The sequence below is a fragment of the Azospirillum sp. 11R-A genome (assembly GCF_049472615.1).
Classification (GTDB): Bacteria; Pseudomonadota; Alphaproteobacteria; order Azospirillales; family Azospirillaceae; genus Azospirillum; species Azospirillum palustre.
The window spans coordinates 1-25506 of record NZ_JBCEBL010000036.1 but is presented as its reverse complement, the minus strand read 5'-3'; the positions used below and the strand labels follow the sequence as shown (position 1 = coordinate 25506).

Sequence of the window (25506 nt, the reverse complement as noted above, 5' to 3'; positions counted from 1 at the left end):
GGCGCTGAACGCGTCTTGCGTCAGCGCCCGATCCGCAAAATTCCCTCGCGAAATCACCGGCAAAGCTGGGCGAACTTGCGCTCCGGGATCGGCGGCGGTGAGGGATGAAGCATCAACCCCTGCTCTTCCACATCGACCCGCGCGTCCGGGTAAACCGCAAGCGCCAGTTGGAGCGCCTCGATGAACCGCTTCCTGAAATCGCGCAGGCGGCTGTATCCGGCGCCGAACTGCTCGAACACCGCCGGCCAGGTGATCGGGGTGGAGCGGTTCAGGCTGTGCAGCCGGTAGGCCAGCCAGATATAGATGTCGATGCTGGTGCTGTTGTTCTGGATGTGGCGCAGCGCCGGCTCCCAGATCGGCACCGGGTGGGCCTTCAGCTCGCGGAAGAAGGCCTCGGACAGCAGGACGCGGTCTTCCCACAGCGATCCCTGGCCCGGTTCCGCCCCGGCATTGGTCGAGAAGTGAATGCCGCCCTTGACGATCGACCCCTTTTCGAAGCCGATGCTGTGGGCATCCTCCCAGGCGAAGGTCAGGTTGCAGGCGGCGATGCGCGAGGCCTGCTCGCGGATGTCGCGGTAGGTCTGGCCGCCCACCGACAGGCCCATGCGGTCGAGCCATTCGTGCATGCTGCGGCCCAGCTCGACCTCGCGGCTGTCGGTCTGGATCGCCCGGGTTTGCAGATACAGCAGGATCATCCGCGCGCGGCTGCCGTACGGAACACCGTAAAGCTTAAAGCCACCGTTGCGGATCGGCAGTCGACCAGGCTCGATCAGCAAGCGGATCTTATGTCCGCGACGCTCCCACGGCTGGTCATCGGGAAGACGACGATGCGGAAGAGCCGTCAGCGCAAAACCCGAATAGGTGATGCCAAGCTCCTGCCGCTCCTCTTCGAGGACGGCAGCAGCCACATCGACTAGCGAACGCTTATCCGGATCCGTCTGGAGCGCCTTCGCCTGGTCGCGTCCCAGCTGGGTAATCAGGGTGTGTATCTGTCCCATATCGAGCTGACCTTGGCACGACTTTGCGGTCAACGCTATATCACGGTCGGTTAGTGCCAGCAATTTGGAGTCTTGTCGCTCAAACTATTTGTACGGTTATTTGATTCAGTTAATAGTTTGCGCGACAAGACTCCAGTAGAGAATCGCGAGTCGCGCGACAAAACTCCAGAACTCCCGCGACAAGACTCCAGCGGATAGTCCGTGTTGCCTGTGGATTTTTCGGCAGACGCGACAAGACTCCAGCAGGGACATTTCGATTCGACCCCGAATCGCTTCCGATTCGCTTATTTCCGAGTCGTGAAGGCGAATTGGCCACGACTCGCCGGTGATTCGCCCCCCGCGCCGATGCTGTCGGCAGCCGGATTTGGAGTTCTGTCGCGCCCCATCCCGCCCAGCTTTGCCCCGATTGCCCCCGATTGCCCGCCAGATCCGCCTTCCGCCCCTGTCCGCGGGGACCGAACGGCAGGGGGGCGCGACAAGACTCCAACCTTGACCCTGGCCTCGACGCTGACCGGTCCCCGCGGACAGGGGCCGGAGGGAAGGGTGTTTGGAGTCTTGTCTCGCCCCCCTCCCGGAAGAGGCGCTCCGGTCGGGTGGGTCTCGGAGGGGTGCTTGTGGAGGGCGGAAAGCGCGGTCTATAACGAACCGCCATGGCGCCGGCCCTCAGGTTTTGCCCCTGTGCGGCTGCCGGCGCCCGACCACATGCTCACACAACAGATGGCGGCAGGATGAACGGCAATTCCGCGCAGAAGATCGTCCCGGTGCTGCTGTCCGGCGGTACGGGGTCCCGTTTGTGGCCCTTGTCGCGCGAACTGTATCCCAAGCAGTTTCTGCCGCTCTGCTCCGACCGGACGATGCTCCAGGACACCGCCCTGCGGGTCAGCGCGCAACCTGGCTCCCCGGCTGCTGCTGCCGCAGAGGCCGTCTTCGCGGCTCCCTTGGTGATCTGCAACCAGGAACACCGCTTCCTCGCCGCCGAGCAGCTGCGCCAGTCGCGCTGCTCGCCGCGCGGCATCATTCTGGAGCCGGCCGGCCGCAACACCGCCGCTGCCTGCGCTCTCGCCGCCCTGGCGGTCGCGGCGGACGATCCGGACGCCCTGCTGCTGATCCTGCCGGCCGACCACGAGATCCGCGACGCCGAGGCCTTCCGCCGCGCCGTCGGCATTGCCGCCCGCGCCGCCCAGGCCGGCCGGCTGGTCACCTTCGGCATCGCCCCGACCCGGCCGGAGACCGGCTACGGCTATATCCGCCGCGGCCATTCGATGGACGAGGCCGACGGCGCCTACAATGTCGCCGCCTTCGTCGAGAAGCCGTCGCTGGAGGTGGCCGAGCGCTACCTCGCCGAAGGCACCTATGCCTGGAACAGCGGCATGTTCCTGTTCCCGGCCTCCCGCCTGCTGGCCGAGCTGGAGCGCCACGCCCCGGCGGTGCTGGACGCCTGCCGCGAGGCGCTGGAGCAGGGCTCCAAGGATCTCGACTTCTTCCGTCTGGATGCCGCGGCCTTCGCCAAGGCGCCCAGCATCTCCATCGACTATGCGGTGATGGAGCGCACCGACCGCGCCGCCGTCGTCCCCTGCGAGATCGGCTGGACCGACGTCGGTGCCTGGTCGGCGCTGTGGGACGTCGGCAACAAGGACGGCGAGGGCAACGTCATCGTCGGCGATGTGCTGCTGGAGGGGGCCCGCGACTGCTACGTCCGCAGCGAGAACCACCTGACCGCTGTGGTCGGGGTGGAGAACGCCGTGGTGGTGGTGGTGGACGACGCCGTGCTGGTCGCCGACCGCTCCCAGGCGCAGGACGTCAAGCGCATCGTCGACCGGCTGAAGGCCGAGGGGCGCAGCGAGTCGGTCAGCCACCGCCGGGTCCACCGCCCCTGGGGGTCCTACCAGTCGCTGCACACCGGCGACCGCTTCCAGGTGAAGAGCCTGACCATCGCCCCCGGCTCGCGCCTGTCGCTCCAGAAGCACCATCACCGTGCCGAGCACTGGGTGGTGGTCAACGGCACCGCGCTCGTCACCCGCGGCGAGGAGCAGGTGATGGTCTACGAGAACCAGTCGATCTACATCCCGATCGGCACGGTCCACCGGCTGGAGAACCCCGGCAAGGTGCCGCTGACCATCATCGAGGTGCAGTCCGGCTCCTATCTGGGCGAGGACGACATCGTTCGGCTCGAGGACGTCTACGGCCGCAACTGAGCGGTCGCGGCCGCAGGAAGACATAAGCGCGAGCGTCGCCTGTGTCTCTTTGCGGTTGCGGACATTGGCGGCTTGGTCCGGGTCGCCGACTTCCGGTAGAAAGGGGGCGCGAGGGTGCCGCAGCGGCGCCCCGCCTTCTGCTGCCGGGACCATCATGACCATCGATCCGCCGCCGGACGACCGCATCCCCGAACTCTATGCCGACGGGGTCTTCGACATCGGCTTCGGCAACGGCATGGTCCGCATCGACCTGTTCAGCCTGTCGGCCCTGCGCAAGGACGGCAACGGCCAGCCGCTGCCCGCCATCCGCCAGCGGGTGGTGATGAGCCTGCCCGGCTTCCTTGCCAGCCTCTCCGCGCTGGAGGGCATGCGCCAGCGGCTGGAGGCCGCCGGCGTGCTGCCGCCCAATTCCGCCGCCACACCGGCTCCCGCTCCCTCTCACGCCTCCCCTGCTGCTCCGGCCTTCCAGGGCCAAGTGCAGGTTCCGGTGCAGGCCGCGGTCCAGCCTGCCTCTTCCGCACCGGCAGCCCCGCCCATCCCGCCCACTCGGCCCCGCTCGCCGAATTTCGGCTGACCGATGCCGGACGCCAGCACCACCGTCACGGCCCCGCCTCCCGGCCCCGAGGCCGCGCCGAACCACAGCGAGAGCACCGCGCTGCGCTGCCTGACGCTGGTGGCGCGCCATCACGGCCTATCGGCCTCGCCGTCCGCCCTGCGCGCCCGCGTCGCCACCGGCGGACCGGACGGCGAGCCGTCCACCGCCGACCTGCTGCGCATCGCCGCCGCCACCGGCTTCAAGGCGACCGCCCGCCGGCTGGACTGGGCGGGCTTGCAGTCCCTCCCCCCCGTCTTCCCGCTGCTGGCCCGGCTGTCCAACGGCAACACCGTCATTCTTGTCGGACTGTCCCGCCCTGCGAACTCCGCCGAGGAGCCTGCCGAGGAACCGATGGTCGGCGTCGTCGATCCGCTGGCCGACCGGCTGGACGTGATCGACGTGCCGCGCGACCGCTTCCTGGAGCGCTGGAGCGGCGAGCTGGTCTTCCTCAAGCCGCGCCACGGCCTTGCCGACCCGCGCCAGCCCTTCGGCCTGCGCTGGTTCGTGCCGGAGATCCTGCGCCAGAAATCGGCCTTCCGCGACGTGGTGGTCGCGGCGCTGGTGCTGCACGCGCTTGCCCTTGTCGTTCCGGTCTATTTCCAGATCGTGATCGACAAGGTGCTGGTGAACGAGACCGTCGCCACGCTTCAGGTGCTGACCATCGGCGTGCTGGGTGCCCTGCTGTTCGAGGCGGGCTTCCGCTTCCTGCGCCAGTTCATCCTGCTGGCGGCGGCCAACCGCATCGACATCCGCCTGCTGAACCGCACCTTCGGCCATCTGCTCGACCTGCCGATCACCTTCTTCGACGGGCATTCGGCTGGCGTCACCGTGCGCCACATGCAGCAGGTGGAGCGCATCCGCGAGTTCCTGACCGGCAACCTGCTGTCGACCGTGCTCGACAGTCTGGTGCTGCTGGTCTTCCTGCCGGTGCTGTTCTTCTATTCGGTCAAGCTGACGCTGGTGGCCCTGCTGTTCGCCGGCCTGATCGCCGGGGTAGTGGTGGCATTGGTGCCGGTCTACCGCAGCCGCCTGCATGACCTCTACAACGCCGATGCCGAGCGGCAGGCCATGCTGGTGGAGACCATCCACGGCATGCGCACCGTCAAATCCTCGGCACTGGAGCCGCAGCAGCGCCGCAGCTGGGACCGCAAGGCCGCCCGCGCGGTGACCAGCCATTACCGGGTCGGCCGCATCTCCATCGCCGCCCGCACGGTGACGGAGTTCCTGGAGAAGGCGATGATGGTGGCGGTGGTCGCCGTCGGCGCCTTCGACGTCTTCGACCGCCAGCTGTCGGTCGGCGCCCTGATCGCCTTCCAGATGCTGTCGGGCCGGGTGGTGACGCCGCTGGTCCAGATCGTCTCGCTGATCCACCAGTATCAGGAAACTGCACTCTCGGTGCGCATGCTGGGCGAGGTGATGAACCACCCGGCCGAGCCCCGGCGCGAGGGCAGCGGCGCCTGCCCCGCCCTGATCGGCCGCATCGAGATCGAAGGGCTGGGCTTCCGCTACGACCGCAACCGGCCGGCGGCGCTCGACGGCGTCACCCTGACCGTGCCGGCCGGCTCCGTCGTCGGGCTGGTCGGGCGCAGCGGCTCGGGCAAGAGCACGCTGATGCGGCTGCTCCAGGGCTTTTACCCGGTGCAGGAGGGCAGCATCCGCTACGACGGGCTCGACATCCGCGAGCTGGATCTGGCCCATCTGCGCCGCTCCATCGGCGTGGTGCTTCAGGAGAATTTCCTATTCCGCGGCACCATCCGCGACAACATCGCCATGACCATGCCGGAGGCCAGCCGCGAGGAGATCGTCGAGGCCGCCCGGCTGGCCGGCGCCGACGAGTTCATCCACCGCCTGCCTGACGGCTACGACACGCTGGTGGAGGAGGGGGCGAGCAACCTGTCCGGCGGGCAGAAGCAGCGCATCGCCATCGCCCGCGCCCTGCTGCCCCAGCCGCGCCTGCTGATCCTGGACGAGGCGACCTCGGCGCTCGACCCCGACAGCGAGGCCATCGTCATGGCCAATCTGCGGCGCATCGCCCATGGCCGCACCGTGCTGATCGTCACCCACCGGCTGTCCACCCTGACCGGCTGCGACACCATCGCCGTGCTGGAGCAGGGCCGCCTGCTCGACCTCGCCCCCCATCCCCTCCTGCTCGACCGCTGCGCCGAATACCGGCATCTGTGGCAGCAGCAGAACCGGGGGCGCTGAACCATGCCCGACACGCAGATGCCCGAAGCGGGGGTGCCCGAAATCGACCGCCAGGACGCCGCGCAGGCGGAGACCGGCCGCGAGGTCGTGCCGGCCAAACCCGCCCCCCCATCCTCCCCGTCGCGCCGCCGTGCCGCCCTGCCCGCCCCGTCGGCACCGCCGCCGGGCTTCGCGCTGGACTATCTGCCGGACGGGGCGGCCATCGAGCATGCGCCGCTGCCGCGGGCGGCGCGCTCCACCCTCTATGTGCTGGCCGGGCTGCTGGTGGCGCTGGTGCTGTGGGCCGGCTTCGCCCAGGTCGACCGCATCGTCACCGCCGGCGGCCGGCTGGTGACCACGGCACCGATGGTGGTCGCCCAGCCGCTGGAGACCGCGGTGGTGCGCGGCGTCGACGTGCAGGTCGGCGACCGTGTGCGGGCCGGCGACCGTCTGGCGACGCTCGACCCCACCTTCGCCGCGGCGGATCTGGCCGATCTGACCGCCAAGCTCGCCAGTGTCGAGGCGCAGATCGGCCGGCTGCGCGCCGAGCTGGACGGCGGCGACTTCACCCCCGCCGCCGGCAACCCCGATGCGGCCGTCCAGGCCGCCATCCTCGAGCGTCGCCGCGCCGAATACCGCTCCCGTCTCGCCTCGCTCGACGAGAAGGCCGGGCAGCTGGACAGCGCCATCGCCGCCAGCCGCCGCGCCCAGACCGGCCTTGCCGAACGGCTCGCCGTGGTGGGCGAGGTCGAGGACATCCGCCGCCAGCTTCAGGTGCGCCAGACCGGGTCCCGCCTGACCTGGCTGGAGGCGCGGGTCGAGCGGCTGCGCATGCGCGACGAGCTGACCGCCCTCCAGGACCGCGAGCAGGCGAGCGCGCACGAACTGCGCGGCGTCCAGGCCGACCGCGCCGCCTTCGTCGACGAATGGCGGCGCAAGACGGCGGAGGAGCTGGTGGAGCAGAGCCGCCAGCGGGCCACGCTGGTCGAGCAGATCGCCAAGGCCGAGCGCCGCCGCTCGCTGGTCACCCTGACCGCCCCGGTCGACGCGGTGGTGCTGGAGGTGGCCAAGCGCTCCGTCGGCTCCGTCATCCGCGAGGCCGAACCGCTGGTCACCCTGGTCCCCGCCGACGTGCCGCTGGAGGTGGAGGCGGAAATCCCGTCGCGCGACATCGGCCTGGTCCGCGTCGGCGACTTCGTGCGGGTGAAGCTGGACGCCTTCCCCTTCCAGCGCCACGGCACCCTGCCCGGCGAGATCCGCACCATCAGCGCCGACGCCTTCACCCACGATCCCTCGGGCCCCCAGGGCGCCGCCGCCATCAACCCGGACGGCCCCCGTCCGGCCGCCGGCGCCGTCTTCCGCACCCGCATCCGCCTGACCGACACCCAGCTGGAAGGGGTGCCCGCCGGCACGGCTCTCAGCCCCGGCATGGTCGCCTCGGCCGAGATCCGCGTCGGCACCCGTTCGGTCCTGTCCTACTTCCTCTACCCCGTCATCCGCGCGCTGGACGAAAGCATCCGCGAACCGTAAGGAGGCGGCCCCGTCTCCCACCCCTTCCTGCCGCGTCAAAGTTTCCAAGTGGCGCCTGTCCGGCGGATGGGGTACCCACCCACCAGCCCCTTCAGCGACAGGTCTGGTGATGCAGCGGATAGGTCCGTTCCTCTTTGCCGTTCTGGCAACCATCTCGGCATTCTTTCTGGTCTGGAGCCTTCCGCCCTTCCAGACCGCCGACGAGCCCGCCCACATCTACCGGGCCAACATGATCACCCATGGCTACTGGGTGGCCGCCAAGGTTCAGACCGACGGGCGGATCGCGGCGGGCGGCCCGTCCGACGTCGCGATCATCGAGGCCTATTTCCCCTTCCACCATGTCCCCTTCAAGCCGGAGGAGAGGGCCAACCTGGAGGATTTCGTCAAGTCCTTCACCGCCCGCTGGGACGGCCGGATCTTCAACGTCGCGGCGGAGAATACCGCCCCCTACCCGCCCTTCTTCTACCTGCCGCAGGCCGCCGCCATCGCCGTCGGCAAGGCCATCGACCTGCCGGTGGTGCAGACGCTGTATCTGGCGCGGGCGGCCAATGCGCTGACCTGCATCGTCGTTGGCTTTTTCGCTCTGCTGCTGGCCGGCCGGGCGCATCTGCCGCTGTTCGCGGTGCTGCTGCTGCCGATGTCGGTCTCGCTCTACGCCTCGATGAGCCAGGACGGGCTGGTCATCACCGTCACCGCGCTCGGCATCGCCTTCCTGGCCCGGGCGCTGTCCGAAGGCCGGCCGCTGCGCAGCGCGGAGGTCTGGGCCAGTGCGGTCTGCTTCGCCCTGGTGGGCATGACCAAGCAGCCCTACGCCCTGCTCTGCCTGATGCCGCTGGCGGTCCCGGCCGAGCGGGCGGCGGTGAAGCGCCTTGCCGTCGCCGCCTCGCTGGCCGCCGCCGTCGGCTGGGCGGTTTGGATGGCACTTGCCGTGCAGACGCCGCTGATCCGCCAGGACGCGCCGACCGACGCCATGGGGCAGCTCCGCTTCCTGCTCGACAACCCGCTGTCCGTTTTCACCATCGCGGTGAAGACCTTCCAGGTCTGGGGCAACGAGTATTACCAGCAGTTCGTCGGCATCCTCGGCTGGGTCGATACAAGGCTGCCCAAGCCCTATTACAGCGCCGCCTATCTGGTCCTGCTGCTGTCCTTCCTGCCGCTGCTGCTCGGCCGCCGGGCGGCGGACTGGTATTCCGGTGCGCCGGCGCGGGCCTCGGCGGTGACCGCGGCCGTCGTGCTGGCGACCGGGGCGCTGCTGTTCGGGGCGCTCTACATGGTGTGGACGCCGGTCGGCCAGCTGTGGGTCGACGGCGTGCAGGGGCGCTATTTCCTGCCGCTGGCGGCCCTGCTGCCGCTGGCCTTCGCCAGCGGGCGGCAGGAGCCGGCTTCCGGCTGGTCTTCCGGCGGCTGGTCTGCCGGCATGACGGGCGTGCTGGAGCGCGGCCTGACCTGGATGGTCTGGCTCTTCCCGATCGTCAGCATCCTGGTGGTCCAGCGGACGGTCATCCTGCGCTACTACCTCGACTAGCGCCCCCCGCTCTCCATCCGGCCCGCCCATCGGGGCAGGACGGGGCGTTGGAGGCCGTTCGAATGATGTCGCCCGCTCGGCGGAAAAGCCCGCAGTGCAGCATGGGCGGGCGACTATCTTCCGACTCTGCCCCATCGACCCCAATCGAAGACGAAGAGCGGACATGACCACGAGCGACAACGCGACCGTGCTGGTGACCGGCGGCGCCGGCTATATCGGCTCCCATGTGGTGCTGGCCCTGCGCGACCAGGGACGCGCCGTCGTGGTGCTGGACGATCTCTCCACCGGCCGGCGTTCCGCCCTGCCCGATGGGGTGCCGCTGGTCGAGGGCGACGTCGGCGACAAGCCCCTGCTGGCCGACACCTTCGCCCGCCACGGCATCGGCACCGTGATGCATTTCGCCGGCAGCATCGTCGTGCCGGAATCGGTGGAGAGGCCGCTCGCCTACTACCGCAACAACACGGTGAAGAGCCACGCCCTGGTGGAGGCCTGCGTCGAGGCCGGGATCGGCCGCTTCATCTTCTCCTCCACCGCCGCCGTCTACGGCATGCCGGAGCGACTGCCCATCGACGAACAGACGCCGACCAAGCCGATCAACCCCTACGGCTCCTCCAAGCTGATGACGGAGTGGATGCTGCGCGACACCGCGGCGGCGCACGATCTGCGCTATGTGGCGCTGCGCTATTTCAACGTCGCCGGCGCCGATCCGCAGGGCCGCTCCGGCCAGGTGTCGAAGGTCGCCACCCACCTGATCAAGATCGCCGCCCAGACCGTCACCGGCCAGCGGGCTGAATTGCAGATCTATGGCGACGACTACGACACGGCGGACGGCACCTGCGTGCGCGACTACATCCATGTCAGCGACCTCGCCGACGCCCATGTCGCGGCGCTGCGCCATCTGGAGGCGGGCGGCGCGTCGGAGGTGATGAACTGCGGCTACGGCCGCGGCTATTCGGTGCGCGAGGTGCTGGCGATGGTGGAGCGGGTGACCGGCAAACCGCTGCCGATGCGCATCGGCCCGCGTCGCGCCGGCGATCCGCCGGCCCTGGTGGCGGGCGTCGAGCGCATCGGCCGCACGCTCGACTGGACCCCGCGCCACGCCGATCTGGAAACCATCGTCGCCTCCGCGCTTTCCTGGGAGGAGCGGCTGGTCCGGTAGAGGGAGTGCCCCCTCTCCCGTCCGGGGAGAGGGGCTTTCACCCTCAGCTGAAGAACCGTCCGCGGAAATAGGCGATGGTGCGGTCCAGCCCTTCGTCCAGCGGCACGGCCGGCTCCCAGTCCAGCAGGGCGCGGGCCTTGGCGATGTCGGGGCGGCGCTGCTTGGGGTCGTCCTGCGGCAGCGGCATGTGTTCGATCGTCGAGGCCGAGCGGGTCAGGCGGATCACCTTCTCCGCCAGCTCCAGCATGGTGAACTCGCCGGGGTTGCCCAGGTTGATCGGGCCGGTGACGCCGGCCGGCGTGGCCATGAAGCGCAGGAAGCCTTCGATCAGGTCGTCGGCATAGCAGAAGGACCGCGTCTGCTGGCCGTCGCCGTAGATGGTGATCGGTTCGCCCTTCAGCGCCTGGATGATGAAGTTCGACACCACGCGCCCGTCGTTGGGGTGCATGCGCGGGCCGTAGGTGTTGAAGATGCGGATCACCTTGATGTCCAGCCTGTGCTGGCGGTGATAGTCGAAGAACAGCGTCTCGGCGCAGCGCTTGCCCTCGTCGTAGCAGGCGCGCGGGCCGATGGTGTTCACGTTGCCCCAATATTCCTCGGGCTGCGGATGCACGGCCGGGTCGCCGTAGACCTCCGAGGTCGAGGCCTGCATGATCCGCGCCCCCACCCGCTTGGCCAGCCCCAGCATGTTGATGGCACCGTGCACGCTGGTCTTGGTCGTCTGGACGGGGTCGTGCTGGTAATGGATCGGCGAGGCCGGGCAGGCGAGATTGTAGATCTCGTCCACCTCGACATAGAGCGGAAACGTCACGTCGTGGCGCATCAGCTCGAAATGCGGGTTGTCCAGCAGGTGCAGGACGTTGTCGCGGCTGCCGGTGAAGAAGTTGTCGACGCACAGCACGTCGTTGCCGGCAGCCAGCAGCCGCTCGCACAGGTGCGAGCCCAGGAAGCCGGCGCCGCCGGTGACGAGGACACGCTTTCGGTTGGTGAGAGCCGGCAAGGCTGCTTTCCTGTCCTGGCTGTGGGTACGGGGAGCCGCCTGATTTTAGCCCAGCAGCCCGAGCAGATAGCGCCCGTAGTCGTTCTTCTTCAGCGGCTCGGCCAGACGGCGGACCTGCTCGGCGTCGATCCAGCCGGAGGTGTAGGCGATCTCCTCCGGGCAGGCGATCTGCAGGCCCTGGCGGTGCTGGATGGTGCGGACGAACTCCGCCGCCTCCAGCAGGCTGTCGTGGGTGCCGGTGTCGAACCAGCCATAGCCGCGGCCCATCTGCTCGACCGACAGCTTGCCCAGATCGAGATAGGCGGCGTTGACCGAGGTGATCTCCAGCTCGCCGCGCGCCGACGGCTTCACCGCCGCGGCGATGTCCAGCACGTCGTTGTCGTAGAAGTAAAGCCCGGTCACCGCCCATTTGGAGCGCGGGGCGACCGGCTTCTCCTCGATGCTCAGCGCCCGGCCTTGCGCGTCGAACTCCACCACGCCGTAGCGCTCGGGGTCGCGCACGGCATAGGCGAAGACGCTGGCCCCGTCGGCCTTTTCGCCGGCGGCGCGCAGGATGTTGGTCAGGCCGTGGCCGTAGAAGATGTTGTCGCCGAGAACCAGCGCGCAACTGTCGTTGCCGACGAACTCGCGGCCGATGATGAAGGCCTGGGCCAGCCCGTCGGGTGAGGGCTGGATGGCCCAGCTCAGGTTCAGGCCCCACTGCGACCCGTCACCCAGCACCGTCTGGAACAGCGGCTGGTCGTGCGGCGTGGTGATGATCAGGATGTCGCGGATGCCCGCCAGCATCAGGGTGCTGAGCGGGAAATAGATCATCGGCTTGTCGTAGATCGGCAGCAGCTGCTTGCTGATCGCCCGCGTCACCGGGTAGAGGCGGGTGCCGGACCCGCCGGCCAGGATGATGCCCTTCATGGTGTCGAAGCCTCTCAAGCCTGTGGCGGGTTGGTGAACAGCTCGTCGATCACGCGGTCGACGCTCTCCTGCCACGGCGGGCAGGCGACGCCGAGACGCTCCCTGGCGCGGGAGCAGTCCAGCCGCGAATTGGCCGGGCGGCGCGCCGGGGTCGGGTAGTCGGCCGTGCCGATGGCGGTCAGGCGCGGCCGCTTGCCGGTGCGCTCTTCCAGCCGCCGGAAGATGTGCTCAGCGAAATCGTGCCAGTTGGTGTAGCCGCTGCCGGTCAGGTGATAGGTGCCCCAGGCGGCGGCGCCCGTCTTTTCGATCGTCTCGGCGATCTGCACGATGGCGGCGGCGAGGTCGGCGGCGGCGGTGGGCGAGCCGTGCTGGTCGGCGACCACCCGCATCTCCTCGCGCTCCTTGCCGAAGCGCAGCATCGTTTTGACGAAGTTGTTGCCGTAGGCGCTGTAGACCCAGGAGGTGCGCAGGATGACGTGTTCAGGCGTCGCCGCCCGCACCGCCTCCTCGCCCGCCGCCTTGCTGGCGCCATAGACGCCCAGCGGGTTGATCGGATCGTCCTCGGTGTAGATGCCGTCCTTCGTCCCGTCGAACACATAGTCGGTCGACACATGGATGAAGGGGATGCCGCGCGCGGCGCAGGCCGCCGCCATGGCGCCCGGCCCGTCGCGGTTGATGGCGAAGGACAGGTCGACCTCGCTCTCGGCCTTGTCGACGGCGGTGTGGGCGGTGGCGTTGATCAGCAGGTCCGGCGCGTGGGCGGCGACCGCCTTCTCCACGTCGCCCGGCCGGGTCACGTCGAACTCGGGATAGGGCAGGCCGACCACATCGGTGCCCGGCGCCCAGCTGGCGCGCATCAGCTCGAAGCCGAGCTGGCCGTTGCTGCCGAGAACCAGGACTTTCATGGGAACCTTCATTGCGCGGTCCCCTCTTCCGTCAGGCCGAGCCGTTCGCCCTGGTAGGAGCCGTTCAGGATGGCCTGCCACCAGTCGCGGTTCTCCAGATACCAGGCGACCGTCTTGCGCAGGCCGCTCTCGAAGGTCTCCTGCGGGGTCCAGCCCAGCTCGCGCTCGATCTTGCCGGCGTCGATGGCATAGCGCTTGTCATGGCCGGGGCGGTCGGTGACGAAGCTGATCAGGCGGTCGTGCGGGGCGCCGGCCGGGTCCATCTCGTCGAGATGCGCGCAGATGGCGCGGACGACCTCCAGGTTGGTGCGCTCGTTGTGGCCGCCGATGTTGTAGCTCTCGCCGAGCTTGCCCTTCTCCAGAACCAGCCGCAGCGCGCGGGCATGGTCCTCGACATAGAGCCAGTCGCGGATGTTGTCGCCCTTGCCGTAGACCGGCAGCTTCTCGCCCGCCAGACCCTTCAGGATCATCAGCGGGATCAGCTTTTCCGGGAAATGGTAGGGGCCGTAATTGTTGGAGCAGTTGGTCAGCACCACCGGCAGCCCGTAGGTCTCGTGCCAGGCGCGGACCAGATGGTCGCTCGACGCCTTGCTGGCCGAATAGGGCGAGTTGGGGCTGTAGGCGGTGGTCTCGGTGAAGAAGCCGTCGTCGCCCAGCGTGCCGAACACCTCGTCGGTCGAGATGTGGTGGAAGCGGAAGCGCTCCTTGCGGTCGGCCGGCAGGGCCGACCAGTAGCCGCGCGCCGCTTCCAAGAGGCGGAAGGTGCCGACCACGTTGGTCTGGATGAACTCACCCGGCCCGTCGATGGAGCGGTCGACATGGGATTCGGCGGCCAGATGCATCACCGCGTCGGGCTGGTGGGTGTCGAAGACCCGCCTCAGCTCGGCGGCGTCGCAGATGTCGACCTTCTCAAAGGCGTAGCGGGGGTTGCCCTCGGCGCCCGGCAGGGAGGACAGGTTGGCCGCGTAGGTCAGCTTGTCGACATTGACGACGAAGGCGTCGGTTTCGGCGAGAAGCTGGCGGACCACCGCCGAACCGATGAAACCGGCGCCGCCGGTGACGAGAATGCGCGTCATCAAACCACCTTACCGCCGAAAAGCGGGGCCGCCCGCGGCCCCCGTTGTGCAAAAGCTTTGAGCGCCCGAACCCGGAGCCGCTAACCCGGAACTGCCGTCAGAACAGGTCGGTCAGCTGCGCCAGGGTCGGATGCTTGTAATCCTTGTCCGACAGCCGCGCCTTGTCCGCCGACACCGGCCAGTCGATGCCGAGGTCCGGGTCGTTCCACAAGAGGCCGCGGTCATGCTCGGGCGAATAATAGTTGGTCACCTTGTAGATGACCTCGGTGTCCGGCTCCAGCGTGCAGAAGCCGTGGGCGAAGCCGACCGGCACCAGGATCTGGTTCCACTCCGCCGCGCTGATCACCGCGCTGACATGCCGGCCGAAGGTGGGGGAGCCCTTCCGGATGTCGACCGCCACGTCCAGGATGGCGCCGCGCACCACCCGCACCAGCTTGTCCTGGGCAAAGGGCGGCAGCTGGAAATGCAGGCCGCGGATGGTGCCGACCTCGGCCGACAGCGACTGGTTGTCCTGGACGAAGTCGTAATGCAGCCCGGCCGCCTCGAACGTCTTCTTGGTGTAGGTTTCCGAGAAGAAGCCGCGATGGTCGCCGAACTTCTTCGGACGGATGATCTTAACGTCGGGAATGTCGAGGGAGACGACGTCCATGGCTCAGATGCTTTCCTTCAGGCGCTCTTTGCGCAGCTCGGGGCAGGATTTGCGCAGCCAGGGCTTGACCGTGCGCGGCGGGAAGGCCAGCCCGAAATTCTCGGCGTCCAGCGTCAGGTTCGGGTTGTAATAGGGGTCTTCCAGCAGGCTGTCGCCCCAGCGTTCCTGCATGTAGGCCACCTCGCCCATGAAGCGCTTGACCTTGTCGGGGGCGGTGTCCGGCCCGCGCGAGGCCGATTCCAGATGGTACAGCTCGGCGAAGGGCGTCCAGACGACCAGATGGCCCTTCTCGCGGATGCGCAGGCAGAAATCGACGTCGTTGAAGGCGACGGCGAGATTCTCGGAGTTCAGCCCGCCGACCTCGTCGAAGATCTCCTTGCGCAGGATCAGGCAGGCGGCGGTGACGCAGGACAGGTCCTGGGTCAGCTGGGCCCGGCTGAAATAGCCGTAGGCGTCGCGGGTCAGGCCCTTGTGGACATGGCCGGCCACGCCGCAGATGCCGGTGACGACGCCGGCATGCTGGATGGTGCCGTCGGCGTAGTAGAGCTTGGCGCCGACGGCGCCGACCTCCGGCCGCAGGGCGTGGGAGACCATCTCGGCCAGCCAGCCCGGCTCCATCACCTCGATGTCGTTGTTGATCAGGCCCAGCACCTCGCCGGTCGCCTCGGCGGCGGCGAAGTTGTTGATCGAGGAGTAGTTGAAGGGCGCCTTGTAGGTCAGCACCCGCACCCGCGGCTCGTCCTTCAGCGTGTCGAAATAGGCGAAGGTCGCCGCTTCCTCGCTGTTGTTGTCGACGATCAGGATCTCAAGATCCGGATAGTCGGTGCGGTGCAGCAGCCCGTCGATGCAGCCCTTCAGCAGATCGGCCTTGTCGCGCGTCGGCACGATCAGCGACACCCGCGGCAGCTTGGCCGGCAGGGCGTAGCGGATGCGGGTGAAGCGGGCGGTCGACGGCGAGGTCTCCACCGTGGCGTCGACGCCGCGGCGCTGGAAATACTCGGTCAGCGCCTTGTGGGCGGCGGCGGTGGCGCGCGGCAGATCGACCGTAGAGAAGGCCGCGGATTCGGGGAAGACGCGCCAGTGGTAGAGGATCGCCGGGATGTGGCGGATGCGCGCCGGCTCCGTCGCCTCGACCGCGCGCAGCGTCAGGTCGTAGTCCTGGCTGCCCTCGAAGCCCAGGCGGAAGCGCCCGGCCCGCTCGATCAGCGAGCGGCGGAAGACGCCCAGGTGGTTGACCATGTTCTGGCCGTGCAGCAGGTCCAGATTGAAGCCGGACTTGAAGTGCGGGTCGTAGCGTTCGCCGTCCGCATCGATCTTGTCCTCGTCGGAATAGAGGATGTCGGTGTCGGGATGCAGCGCCAGCTCGGCCGCGACCGCATAGAGGGCGTGCGGCGGCAGCCGGTCGTCATGGTCCATCAGCGCCACGAAATCGCCGGTCGCCAGATCCAGCGCGCTGTTGCTGGCGGCGGAGATGTGGCCGTTGGTCTCGCGCCGGACGATTTTGATCCGGTTGTCGCGCGCCTTGTACTCGGCCAGCACCGTCTGCACATGCGGGGCGGTGGAGGCGTCGTCGGCGATGCACAGCTCCCAGTCCGGATAGAACTGGGCCAGCACGGAGTCCAGCGCCTCGCGCAGGTAGGTCTCCGGCGTGTTGTAGACCGGCATGACGACGGAGAAGCGCGGGCGCGCCGGCAGACGGGCGATGTCGGCCTTGATCGCCGTCGCGTCCTCCGGCGTCAGGGTGTCGTACATCCGCACCCACGACTTGTAGTCGGCCGACCAGCGGTTCGGCTGCAACTCCTGCAGGACGCGCTGCTTGGTCGCCTGCCAGCCGTGGCGGCGCAGATAGTCCAGCACGCGCGCCGGCTGGTTCTGCCGGACATAGTCGAGCAGGATGTTGGTCTTGCCGATCTCGCGGATGGTGAAGTCGGCGATCTCGAAGGACAGCGGCCGGGTGGCCGGGTCGAAGCGCAGGGCCTTGACCGTCTGCGGCAGCAGGGCGAGCTGGCGGAACTCGCCCACCGTGTCGACCGGCAGGCGGATCATCGTCCGCTCGTCGAAGCCGTTGCCGTCATCGACATAGATCACCGGCACCAGCGGGGCCGAGGCGCGGACCACCCGGTAGGAGATCACGCACCAGTGGCCGGGCAGCCGGCCGCGGTCGGACCGCAGCAGGAAGGCGGGGTCGCTGCCGGTCGCCTCGTAGCCGCCCTGCGGGCTCGGCACCACGTCGTGCAGCGGCTCCAGCGTGATGGCGTGCAGGCGGCGGCGGTAGAAGCGCCCGGCCTTCTGGGTCAGGCGGCCCAGCTTGCGCACCGGCGCCGACAGCTTCCAGGAGGTCGAGTTGACCAGGCTGTGGATGTGCTGGTCGCGGCTGGCCACCACGCCGTGCAGATGGGCGATGGCCTGTTCGCGGCCGGTGACCTCCCGGTTCAGGATGGCGATGTCCTGCTGGAGAGCGGCGATGTCGCGGTCCCGGTCGGCGATGGTCCGGTTGTGGGCGGCGTCCTCTTCCAGGCGGATGGCGTGCTGACGCTCGATCTCGGCCTGATGGTCGCGCAGCCAGCCCTGGATGACGGCGATGTCGCGGTCGCGAGTCTCGACCATCTCCTTCAGGTCTTCGCTGTGGGCGATCTGGTCGTCCAGCACCTTGCGGACCATCGCCACCTCGGTGCGCAGGTGCTTCTCCTGCTCTTCCAGGCGCTGGATGGTCTCGGTCTCGATGGCGGCGTCGCCCAGCCGGTCGAACCAGCTGCGGACGGCCCGCAGCCCCTCGCCGCCGGCCTTCTGCACGGCGAACAGCTCGCGCACCGCGTCCGGCAGATCCTCGCCGACGCCGAGAACGCCAAGGCCGTTGGAATGCTGGAAGCTGAAGGACGGGCGGTCGCGGGTGATCTCGTCCCACAGGCGCCAGACGCCGAAATCGTCCTTGCGCACGTTGATGTCGTGGAACAGCACCACGCCGCGGCGGCTCATCTTCGGCAGCCACGTCTCGAAATCGTGGCGCACCGCCTCGTAGGTGTGCAGCCCGTCGATGTGCAGCAGGTCGACGCTGCCGTCGGCGAAATGGAGCAGCGCGTCGTCGAAGGTCATCCGCAGCAGGCGCGAGAAGCCGGCATAGCGCGGGTCATGATAGGCGGCGAGCGTGTTGTAGATGTCGTCGCCGTAGAAGCCGGCCTGCGGGTCGCCGGCCCAGGTGTCGACGGCGTAGCAGGAGGTCGGCAGCCCGACATGGCGGACCGCCTGGCAGAAGGCGGCATAGGAGTTGCCGGTGTGCGTTCCCAGCTCCACCAGGCTGTCCGGGCGGAGCGCCTCGACGATCCAGAAGGCGAAGGGGACATGGCCGAGCCAGGAGGCCGGCGCCGTGACGAGATCCGGGGTCAGGAGCGTGATCGGCCGGCAGATACGACGGAGAGCGTCCGATCCCTGGTCCTTCAAAAACGAATCCACCTGTGCCTCTTCTTCTGCCTGGCTCCGCGGCGGGGTGCGGTCCATCGGGACACCATTTCAGGCCCGGCGGACGGTCCCGTCACAGCCGCCGACACACATACGCTGACACCAAGCCGGAATGCAAGCCGCTGTCCGGAGCCCGCTTTGCGGTGCCCAACAATGCCCGGAACTGCGGTTTTCCTGCCTCAGTCCGGGGGGATCCGCGGGCTGTCGCTATTTTGTCGCGGGGGCCGGCTGGGAGGCCGACGCCCCTTCCGCCTCCAGGGTGATCGCCAGCATCGGCATGCCGACCAGCCCGCGCACGACGTGGCTGGCATGGACCTTGAAGAACAGCGCGTCCTCGACCCAATGGTGCTGGACGTGGTCCTCCTGCGTGCCCTCGGCGAGCGCCACGGTGATGGAGAAGTCGCCGCTGGGCAGGTAGGGCATCTGGAAGCGGAAGCGGGCGGCGAAGTCCTGCCCGGCCGGGATGGTGACGGGGTCGAGCTGGTAGCTGAGGAAGGTGTTGTCGCCGAACAGGTTCTGGCCCAGCTTGTCCTTCACGTAGAAGCCGACGATGGGGCGGTAGACCTGCTGGTCGGCCCGGCAATCCACCTTCAGCACGATGACCTCGCCGCCCTCCAGCACGCTGAGCGGCTGCTCCTCGGCATCCAGGATCGAGACGTTGGCGATGGTGGCGCCGCGGTTGCCGAACCAGGGGCCGCTGTCGTTGAAGTCGAACAGCTCGATGGCGTTGCGGAGCTGCGAACCCTTCAGCAGCTCGGCGCGGGCGTCCTCCACCGGCTCCTCGCGCTTGGCCTGGGGCAGCGCCTGGCGCGCCCCGCCGATGCGGAAGCCGCGCGAGGTGTCCTGGTCGCTGTAGAGCGCCGCCAGGTAATCGTGGCAGACCTCTTTGGCCGGGCCGATGGCCCGCACCGACCCGTTGTCCAGCCACACCACCCGGTCGCAGAGGTTCACCACCTGTCCGGTGTCGTGCGACACGAAGAACAGGGTGCCGCGCTCCTTGAAGCGGTGGATGAAGCGCATGCATTTCTGGGTGAAGGACGCGTCGCCGACCGCCAGGATCTCGTCGACGATCATGATGTCGGCATCGACATGCGCCGCCACCGCGAAGGCGAGGCGGGCGTACATGCCGCTGGAATAGAGCTTCACCGGCTGTTCGATGAAGTCGCCGATGCCCGCGAACTCGGCGATGGACTCATAGCGCTCGGCGATCTGCGCGTTCGACAGGCCCAGCACCGAGGCGGCGAGATAGACGTTCTCGCGGCCGGTGAATTCCGGGTTGAAGCCGGCGCCCAGCTCCAGCAGCGCCGCGATGCGCCCGTCGACCGCGATGCGGCCGGAGGTCGGCGTCAGCGTGCCGCAGAGAAGCTGGAGGAAGGTCGACTTGCCCGAACCGTTGCGGCCGATCAGCCCGACCGTCTCGCCGCGGCGGACCTCCAGGTCGACGCCGCGCAGCGCCCAGTACTCGTCGTAATATTTGCGCCGGCCGCGTACCAGCATCTGCTTCAGCCGGTCCTGCGGGCGCTTGAAGATGGCGTAGGCCTTGCCCAGCCCCTCGGCGCGGATGACGACAGGGGTGTCGGCGGGAGTATCGGCGGCCGTGGCGGGGGTATCGGTCTCAGACGACATGGGCTCAGACGACATCGGCGAACCCCCGGCGGGTCTTCATGAACCAGAGATAGCCGAGCCACGCCACCGCCCAGGCGCCCAGCGTCGCCAGACCCCAGTCGAGCGGCGACGGGACGCGGCCCCAGAACAGCAGGTCCTTCGACTGCTCCAGGATCGCGGTCATCGGATTGAGGTGCAGGATGGCGCGGAAGCGCTCGGGAATCGCGGTCATCGGATAGAAGATCGGGCTGAGGAACATCAGAACCGTGACGGCCACCCCCACCACCTGCCGCAGGTCGCGCAGGAACACGCCGGCGGCGGCGAAGAACCAGCTGAGACCCAGCGTGGTCAGGCACAAGGGCACCAGCACCAGCGGCAGCAGCAGCGCCGTCGGCGGCGGCAGCCCGGCCACCATCAGATGGAAGACCACCAGGATGACGAAGCCGATGCCGGCGTTGAACAAGGCGACCGCCAGCGACACCAGCGGCAGGATCTCCAGCGGGAAGACCACCTTCTTGATGTAGCTGACATTCTCCAGCAAGAGGCCGGGCGCCCGGCTCAGGCATTCGCCCAGCACGTTGAACAGGATCAGGCCGGAGAACAGCAGCAGGGCGAATTCGGTGTTGCTTCCACCCGTCGCCCCCCAGCGGGCCTGGAACACCACCGAGAAGACGAAGGTGTAGACCGCCAGCATCAGGATCGGGTTCAGCACCGCCCAGACGATGCCCAGAACGGATCCGCGGTACCGGGCGTCGATCTCCCGCCGGGCCAGCCGCAGGATCAGCGACCTGTGATGCCAGGCGGTCTGGAAAAGGGCAAAGGGACCGGCGCCGAAACCCGCTACCGTAGGGTTCCCCGACTGAGAGTTAAACAATTTAGAGTATTCCCCGTCTGCGGCCGGCCGACCATAACCCCCGCTCCGGCGGGGTTCAAGCGAAAGCATCGGCCCGGCCGGAGGGGTGGCGGAAGGGCATGGAAGAGGCGGTCCGTTCCCAAAAAGAGCGGCTGGGGGAACGGACCTTCGGTTTCCCTCCTTTACCCGAAAGATCGGAGAAGTGGTGAAACAGCCCAGGAATTTTCGTTATCACGAAGGAAAATAATAAAATAAACATTCGAGTTATTTGTGCTGCACGGGCTAACGCTACAGATAAAGCAGGAGGGTTTTGACCCGTGCGTATCAGTAAATGACGAGTATCGATCAAACGTGACTTCTCTATTGTGAAGATAGAGACATGCCTTCTCATGCGGTTTCCGCGCAGACCCCGGATAACCATTGAGGATTGCATCCGTATATTTGTAAGACCATGGGGTTAGATCCGTATTGGAGCTAAAAAAGCTTATCCGGCAGGACCATAACTAACCTTGAGAGAGGGCGCTTGGCCGATTTTCAGGAAAGACGCACCGATTGCCGGGTCCACGGGAAAGCCGGACTGTCCGGAGACGCGGTGACGCAAAAGGAGGCTGTTGTGTTTTGGAATGGAAAGACCCTGGCAGCCGATCATTATGCCACGTCGTTAAGGCATCATTTCGGTGACGGTGCGGTTCATCGTCTTCAAAAAGAGATCGAGTTCGTCGGGAAACGGCTTCTTCGACTTCCAAGCACCGAAAGATCGGCCTTCTTCGATCCCTGGTTCACCGAGGAGAACGCCCGCCATCTGCGGTCGGTCGCCCGATCCGTCCGCGGGATGACGTCCGATGCGCCAGCTTTTGCGTCGGCCCCCCGCATCGTCTTCCTGCATGGCGTGATGCCGCGCAGCGGCACCAACTATCTTCAGAGCCTGCTGGAACTGCATCCCGACGTCCTGGTCAATCCCTATGGCATCCGCGAGCTTCCCTTCCTGAACACGCTGGAGGATGCGCGGACCTACGAGGGGCGCTTCCTGCGTCTCTATCGCCGCAACCGGGAATCGTTCAGCGATCTGGAAACCTTCTGCTACATGGTGAACGGCTTCCTGCGCCGGATCGAAGCCGAGTTCCCGGCCGGCAAGACGGTGGTGATCAAGTCGCCCCACACCCGGATGATGCGCTATTTCCCCTACCTGTTCCCGGCGGAGCGCTGCCTGATCGTGCTGCGCGACGGCCGCCGCGCCGTGCAGTCCACCATCGACACCTGGCCGCTGCGCTTCCTGGGCCGGACCTTCGCCGACGTCTGCCGGGAATGGAGCTTCGGCACCGAGGCGGCGCTGGAGGCGCAGAGCCGGATGAGCGCCGACGCCTGCCGGCTGGTCCGTTTCGAGGACGCGGTGGCCGCCCCCGACGGCACGGCCCGCGACCTCATGCGCTTCCTGGATTTGGACGAGGGGCGCTATCCGTTCGAGCGGATCGGCGACCTTCCCATCCTGGGATCGTCCCGCGCCTCGCGCAGCAACGGCGAGGTCAGCTGGACCCCCGTCAGCAAACCCGAAGGCTTCGACCCGTCGAAGCGCCCGATCCAATGGTCGCGCAAGCGTCGGACCGTGTTCGACGCCGTGGCCGGAGACATGCAGAAGAAGGCCGGCTATGCTTCTTGATCCGCTTCTCGGCACCCGTCCCGCGGCAAGGGATCTCCCCCAGCCCGCTCCCGCTTCCGGTCTTGAGGACGCGCTGCCCGCCATCCTGACCACGCCGGCCCGCCTCACCCACCTGCAAAGGCTGGAGGCGGAGAGCATCCACATCATGCGCGAGGTGGCGGCCCAGTTCCACAAGCCGGTCATGCTCTATTCGGTGGGCAAGGACAGCTCGGTCCTGCTGCATCTGGCGATGAAGGCCTTCTACCCGTCGAAGCCGCCCTTCCCGCTGCTGCATGTCGACACGACCTGGAAATTCCGGGAGATGATCGCCTTCCGCGACCGCATGGCGCGGGATCTCGGGCTGGACCTGACGGTCCACATCAACCGGGACGGCGTGCGCCAGGGCATCGGCCCGGTCAGCCACGGCTCGGCCGTCCACACCGACGTGATGAAGACGCAAGCGCTCAAACAGGCGCTCGATGCCCACGGCTTCGACGCCGCCTTCGGCGGGGCGCGCCGCGACGAGGAGAAGAGCCGCGCCAAGGAGCGCATCTTCTCCTTCCGGACATCCTCCCACCGCTGGGAGCCGAAGAACCAGCGGCCGGAGCTGTGGAGCCTCTACCAGGGCCGCATCCACAAGGGCGAGAGCATCCGCGTGTTCCCGCTGTCGAACTGGACCGAGCTGGACATCTGGCAATACATCCACCAGGAGGCCATCCCGGTGGTGCCGCTCTATTTCGCCAAGCCGCGCCCGGTGGTCGAGCGCGACGGCACCCTGATCATGGTCGACGACGACCGGCTGCCGCTGAGGCCCGGCGAGGTGCCGGAGATGGCCTGGGTGCGCTTCCGCACGCTCGGCTGCTATCCGCTGACCGGGGCCGTGCGCAGCACCGCCGCCACTCTGCCTGAGATCATCCGCGAGATGCTGCTGTCCACCGGTTCGGAACGGCAGGGCCGGGTGATCGACCAGGACGCCGCCGCCTCGATGGAAGCGAAGAAGCAGGAAGGCTACTTCTGATGCTGACGGATCTCGATCCCGCCCCCGCCGCCTCTGACGCCGCCCCCTCCGATGCGGCCAATGAGGTGCAGGCGTATCTCGCCCGCCAGAACGGCAAGGATCTGCTGCGCTTCATCACCTGCGGCTCGGTGGACGACGGCAAGTCGACGCTGATCGGCCGGCTGCTCTACGACTGCAAATGCCTGTTCGAGGACCAGCTGGCCAGCCTGGAGGCGGACTCCGGCCGCTTCGGCACCACCGGCGCCGGCCAGCTCGATCTTGCCCTGCTGGTCGACGGGCTGGCGGCGGAGCGCGAGCAGGGCATCACCATCGACGTCGCCTACCGCTTCTTCACCACCGAGCGTCGCAAGTTCATCGTCGCCGACACGCCGGGCCACGAGCAGTACACCCGCAACATGGTCACCGGCGCGTCCACCGCCGACGCCGCGGTCCTGCTGGTCGATGCGCGCAAGGGCGTGCTGACCCAGACCCGGCGGCACAGCACCATCGTCTCGCTTCTGGGCGTGCGCCATGTCGTGCTGGCGGTCAACAAGATGGACGCCGTCGGCTGGGACCGCGAAACCTTCGAGCGGATCGCCGCCGACTACCGCGTCTTCGCCCAGCGCATCGGCCTCAATGAGGTCACCTGCATCCCGGTCTCGGCGCTCACCGGCGACAACGTCACCAGGCCGTCGGAGCAGATGGGCTGGTACGGCGGCCCCACCCTGCTCGGCCATCTGGAGAGCGTCGATGCCGCGGCGGAAGAAAAGCTCGGCGCCTTCCGTATGGCGGTGCAGTGGGTGAACCGGCCGAACCAGGATTTCCGCGGCTTCTGCGGCACGGTGGCCGGCGGCGCGCTGCGCGTCGGCGACGAGGTCGCCATCCTGCCCGGCGGCCGGACCAGCCGGGTGGCGCGGATCGTCACCATGGACGGCGATCTGGAGACGGCGCTGCCCGGACAGGCGGTCACGCTGGTGCTGGCCGACGAGGTCGACGCCAGCCGCGGCGACATGATCGTCGCCGCCGCCGGCCGGCCGGAGGTGGCCGACCAGTTCGCGGCGCATGTGGTGTGGATGGACGAGCAGCCGCTGCTGCCCGGCCGCTCCTACCTGCTGCGCGCCGGCACGGCGACGGTCGGCGCCCAGGTGACCGAGCTGAAGCACGCCATCAACGTCAACACCCAGGAGCATGCCGCCGCCAAGCATCTCGATCTCAACGATGTCGGCTTCTGCAATCTGGCGCTCGACCGGCCGATCCCGTTCGACGCCTATGCCGACAGTCGCGAGACCGGCAGCTTCATCCTGATCGACCGGCTGACCAACGCCACCGCCGGCTGCGGCATGATCCGCTTCCCCCTGCGCCGGGCCTCCAACATCCACCGCCACGCCTCGAAGCTGGACAAGGCGGCGCGGGCGGGCAGCCTGCAGAAGCCCTGCGTGCTGTGGTTCACCGGCCTGTCCGGCTCCGGCAAGTCCAGCGTCGCCGACCGGCTGGAGCAGGAGCTGCACCGTCTCGGCCGTCGCACCATGATCCTCGACGGCGACAATGTCCGCCACGGGCTGAACCGGGATCTGGGCTTCACCGACGAGGACCGGGTGGAGAACATCCGCCGGGTGGCGGAGGTGTCGAAGCTGATGGTGGACGCTGGGCTGATCGTGCTGGTCAGCTTCATCTCCCCCTTCCGCGAGGAACGCCGGATGGCACGCTCCCTGGTGGAGGACGGCGAGTTCCTGGAGATCTTCATGGACACCCCGCTGGCGGTCTGCGAGGCCCGCGACCCCAAGGGGCTCTACAGGAAGGCGAGAGCCGGCCAGCTCCCGCACTTCACCGGCATCGACAGCGCCTACGAGCCGCCGGACGCCCCGGAGATCACGCTGAAGGGCGCCGAACACGACACCGACGCGATGGTCGCCCAGGTGATCGAGGAACTGCGGCGGCGCGAGGTGATCTGAGGGGACGTACGGCCGGTCTTGCCCTCAACCGATCCCTTCCATAGGCGCTAACTTACAGGACTGTGCCAATTTCCCACGGGGCGGCACCTCTTTCGGCGTCATCCCCGCCTTCGCGGGGATGACGGCCGATAAGAGGGCTTGGCTGCTGTCAAATCGATCAAACCTATAAGGCAACGCCTATAGCAGGACGCGGAAAAACGAACATATTTTGGCTTTTTGCCTCCGCTGAGGCTTGGAAATGGCGTTTCGGCGCCCGTTTTTGTCAGAATGGAGCGCCTTTTC

At 67.9% G+C, this 25506-nt stretch carries 19 protein-coding genes; 9 read left to right on the top strand and 10 right to left on the bottom strand.

The features are described 5' to 3' along the window. Positions 1-53: 53 nt before the first annotated feature. Entirely contained in the window at positions 54-998 is a 945-nt protein-coding gene (locus VH569_RS31185; RefSeq protein ID WP_423320689.1) for a replication protein RepA, read from the bottom strand. Positions 999-1726: 728 nt separating this feature from the next. Here VH569_RS31185 and VH569_RS31180 point away from each other — a divergent pair. The 6 genes from VH569_RS31180 to galE all read left to right on the top strand — a co-directional run bounded on the left by VH569_RS31180 (position 1727) and on the right by galE (position 10186). Next, positions 1727-3193, top strand: coding sequence for a mannose-1-phosphate guanylyltransferase/mannose-6-phosphate isomerase (locus VH569_RS31180; RefSeq protein ID WP_423320687.1), 1467 nt, complete (start codon positions 1727-1729; stop codon positions 3191-3193). A gap of 154 nt (positions 3194-3347) precedes the next feature. Then, positions 3348-3767 (top strand): hypothetical protein, encoded by a 420-nt coding sequence (locus VH569_RS31175; RefSeq protein WP_423320686.1) that lies wholly within the window; start codon positions 3348-3350, stop codon positions 3765-3767. 3 nt (positions 3768-3770) lie between these two features. Further along, on the top strand, positions 3771-5993 hold the full coding sequence (locus VH569_RS31170) for a peptidase domain-containing ABC transporter (protein WP_423320685.1): 2223 nt from the start codon (positions 3771-3773) through the stop codon (positions 5991-5993). A 3-nt stretch (positions 5994-5996) separates the two neighbouring features. Then, entirely contained in the window at positions 5997-7502 is a 1506-nt protein-coding gene (locus tag VH569_RS31165; protein ID WP_423320683.1) for an HlyD family type I secretion periplasmic adaptor subunit, read from the top strand. 109 nt (positions 7503-7611) lie between these two features. After that, positions 7612-9027: a DUF2142 domain-containing protein gene (locus tag VH569_RS31160; RefSeq protein ID WP_423320681.1), complete on the top strand. Its 1416-nt coding sequence runs from the start codon at positions 7612-7614 to the stop codon at positions 9025-9027. A gap of 163 nt (positions 9028-9190) precedes the next feature. Next, positions 9191-10186 carry a UDP-glucose 4-epimerase GalE gene (gene galE, locus VH569_RS31155; protein WP_423320679.1) on the top strand — a complete coding sequence of 332 codons (996 nt, stop codon included), beginning with the start codon at positions 9191-9193 and terminating at the stop codon, positions 10184-10186. Between the two features lie 43 nt (positions 10187-10229). Here the strand turns inward: galE and VH569_RS31150 are convergent, their stop codons facing one another. The 9 genes from VH569_RS31150 to VH569_RS31110 form a co-directional block, all read right to left on the bottom strand. After that, positions 10230-11186, bottom strand: coding sequence for a UDP-glucuronic acid decarboxylase family protein (locus VH569_RS31150; protein WP_423320678.1), 957 nt, complete (start codon positions 11184-11186; stop codon positions 10230-10232). Between the two features lie 45 nt (positions 11187-11231). Then, entirely contained in the window at positions 11232-12095 is an 864-nt protein-coding gene (gene rfbA / locus VH569_RS31145; RefSeq protein ID WP_423320677.1) for a glucose-1-phosphate thymidylyltransferase RfbA, read from the bottom strand. Between the two features lie 14 nt (positions 12096-12109). After that, entirely contained in the window at positions 12110-13000 is an 891-nt protein-coding gene (rfbD, locus tag VH569_RS31140; RefSeq protein WP_423320675.1) for a dTDP-4-dehydrorhamnose reductase, read from the bottom strand. 8 nt (positions 13001-13008) lie between these two features. Then, a complete protein-coding gene (rfbB, locus tag VH569_RS31135; RefSeq protein WP_423320673.1) occupies positions 13009-14076 on the bottom strand; it encodes a dTDP-glucose 4,6-dehydratase in 1068 nt (355 codons plus the stop codon). Positions 14077-14173: 97 nt separating this feature from the next. Beyond that, on the bottom strand, positions 14174-14725 hold the full coding sequence (gene rfbC, locus VH569_RS31130) for a dTDP-4-dehydrorhamnose 3,5-epimerase (RefSeq protein ID WP_423320672.1): 552 nt from the start codon (positions 14723-14725) through the stop codon (positions 14174-14176). A 3-nt stretch (positions 14726-14728) separates the two neighbouring features. After that, a complete protein-coding gene (locus VH569_RS31125; RefSeq protein ID WP_423320670.1) occupies positions 14729-18175 on the bottom strand; it encodes a glycosyltransferase in 3447 nt (1148 codons plus the stop codon). Positions 18176-18388: 213 nt separating this feature from the next. Further along, positions 18389-19807 (bottom strand): ABC transporter ATP-binding protein, encoded by a 1419-nt coding sequence (locus VH569_RS31120; RefSeq protein WP_423320668.1) that lies wholly within the window; start codon positions 19805-19807, stop codon positions 18389-18391. A 4-nt stretch (positions 19808-19811) separates the two neighbouring features. Beyond that, positions 19812-20660, bottom strand: a complete 849-nt coding sequence (locus VH569_RS31115; RefSeq protein ID WP_377806416.1) for an ABC transporter permease — start codon at positions 20658-20660, stop codon at positions 19812-19814. Positions 20661-21300: 640 nt separating this feature from the next. Beyond that, positions 21301-21441: a hypothetical protein gene (locus tag VH569_RS31110; RefSeq protein WP_423320666.1), complete on the bottom strand. Its 141-nt coding sequence runs from the start codon at positions 21439-21441 to the stop codon at positions 21301-21303. Between the two features lie 30 nt (positions 21442-21471). Here VH569_RS31110 and VH569_RS31105 point away from each other — a divergent pair, with 30 nt between their 5' ends. Genes VH569_RS31105 through cysN form a run of 3 tightly spaced genes read left to right on the top strand, consistent with a single transcriptional unit; the run spans position 21472 to position 25224 of the window. Beyond that, on the top strand, positions 21472-22296 hold the full coding sequence (locus VH569_RS31105) for a sulfotransferase family protein (protein ID WP_423320664.1): 825 nt from the start codon (positions 21472-21474) through the stop codon (positions 22294-22296). Beyond that, a complete protein-coding gene (cysD, locus tag VH569_RS31100; protein WP_423320662.1) occupies positions 22286-23293 on the top strand; it encodes a sulfate adenylyltransferase subunit CysD in 1008 nt (335 codons plus the stop codon). The genes VH569_RS31105 and cysD overlap by 11 nt, the downstream gene beginning before the upstream one ends. Further along, the gene (gene cysN / locus VH569_RS31095) at positions 23293-25224 is read left to right on the top strand and encodes a sulfate adenylyltransferase subunit CysN (RefSeq protein WP_423320661.1); all 1932 of its coding nucleotides are present in this window, start codon (positions 23293-23295) and stop codon (positions 25222-25224) included. The genes cysD and cysN overlap by 1 nt, the downstream gene beginning before the upstream one ends. Positions 25225-25506 lie beyond the last annotated feature (282 nt).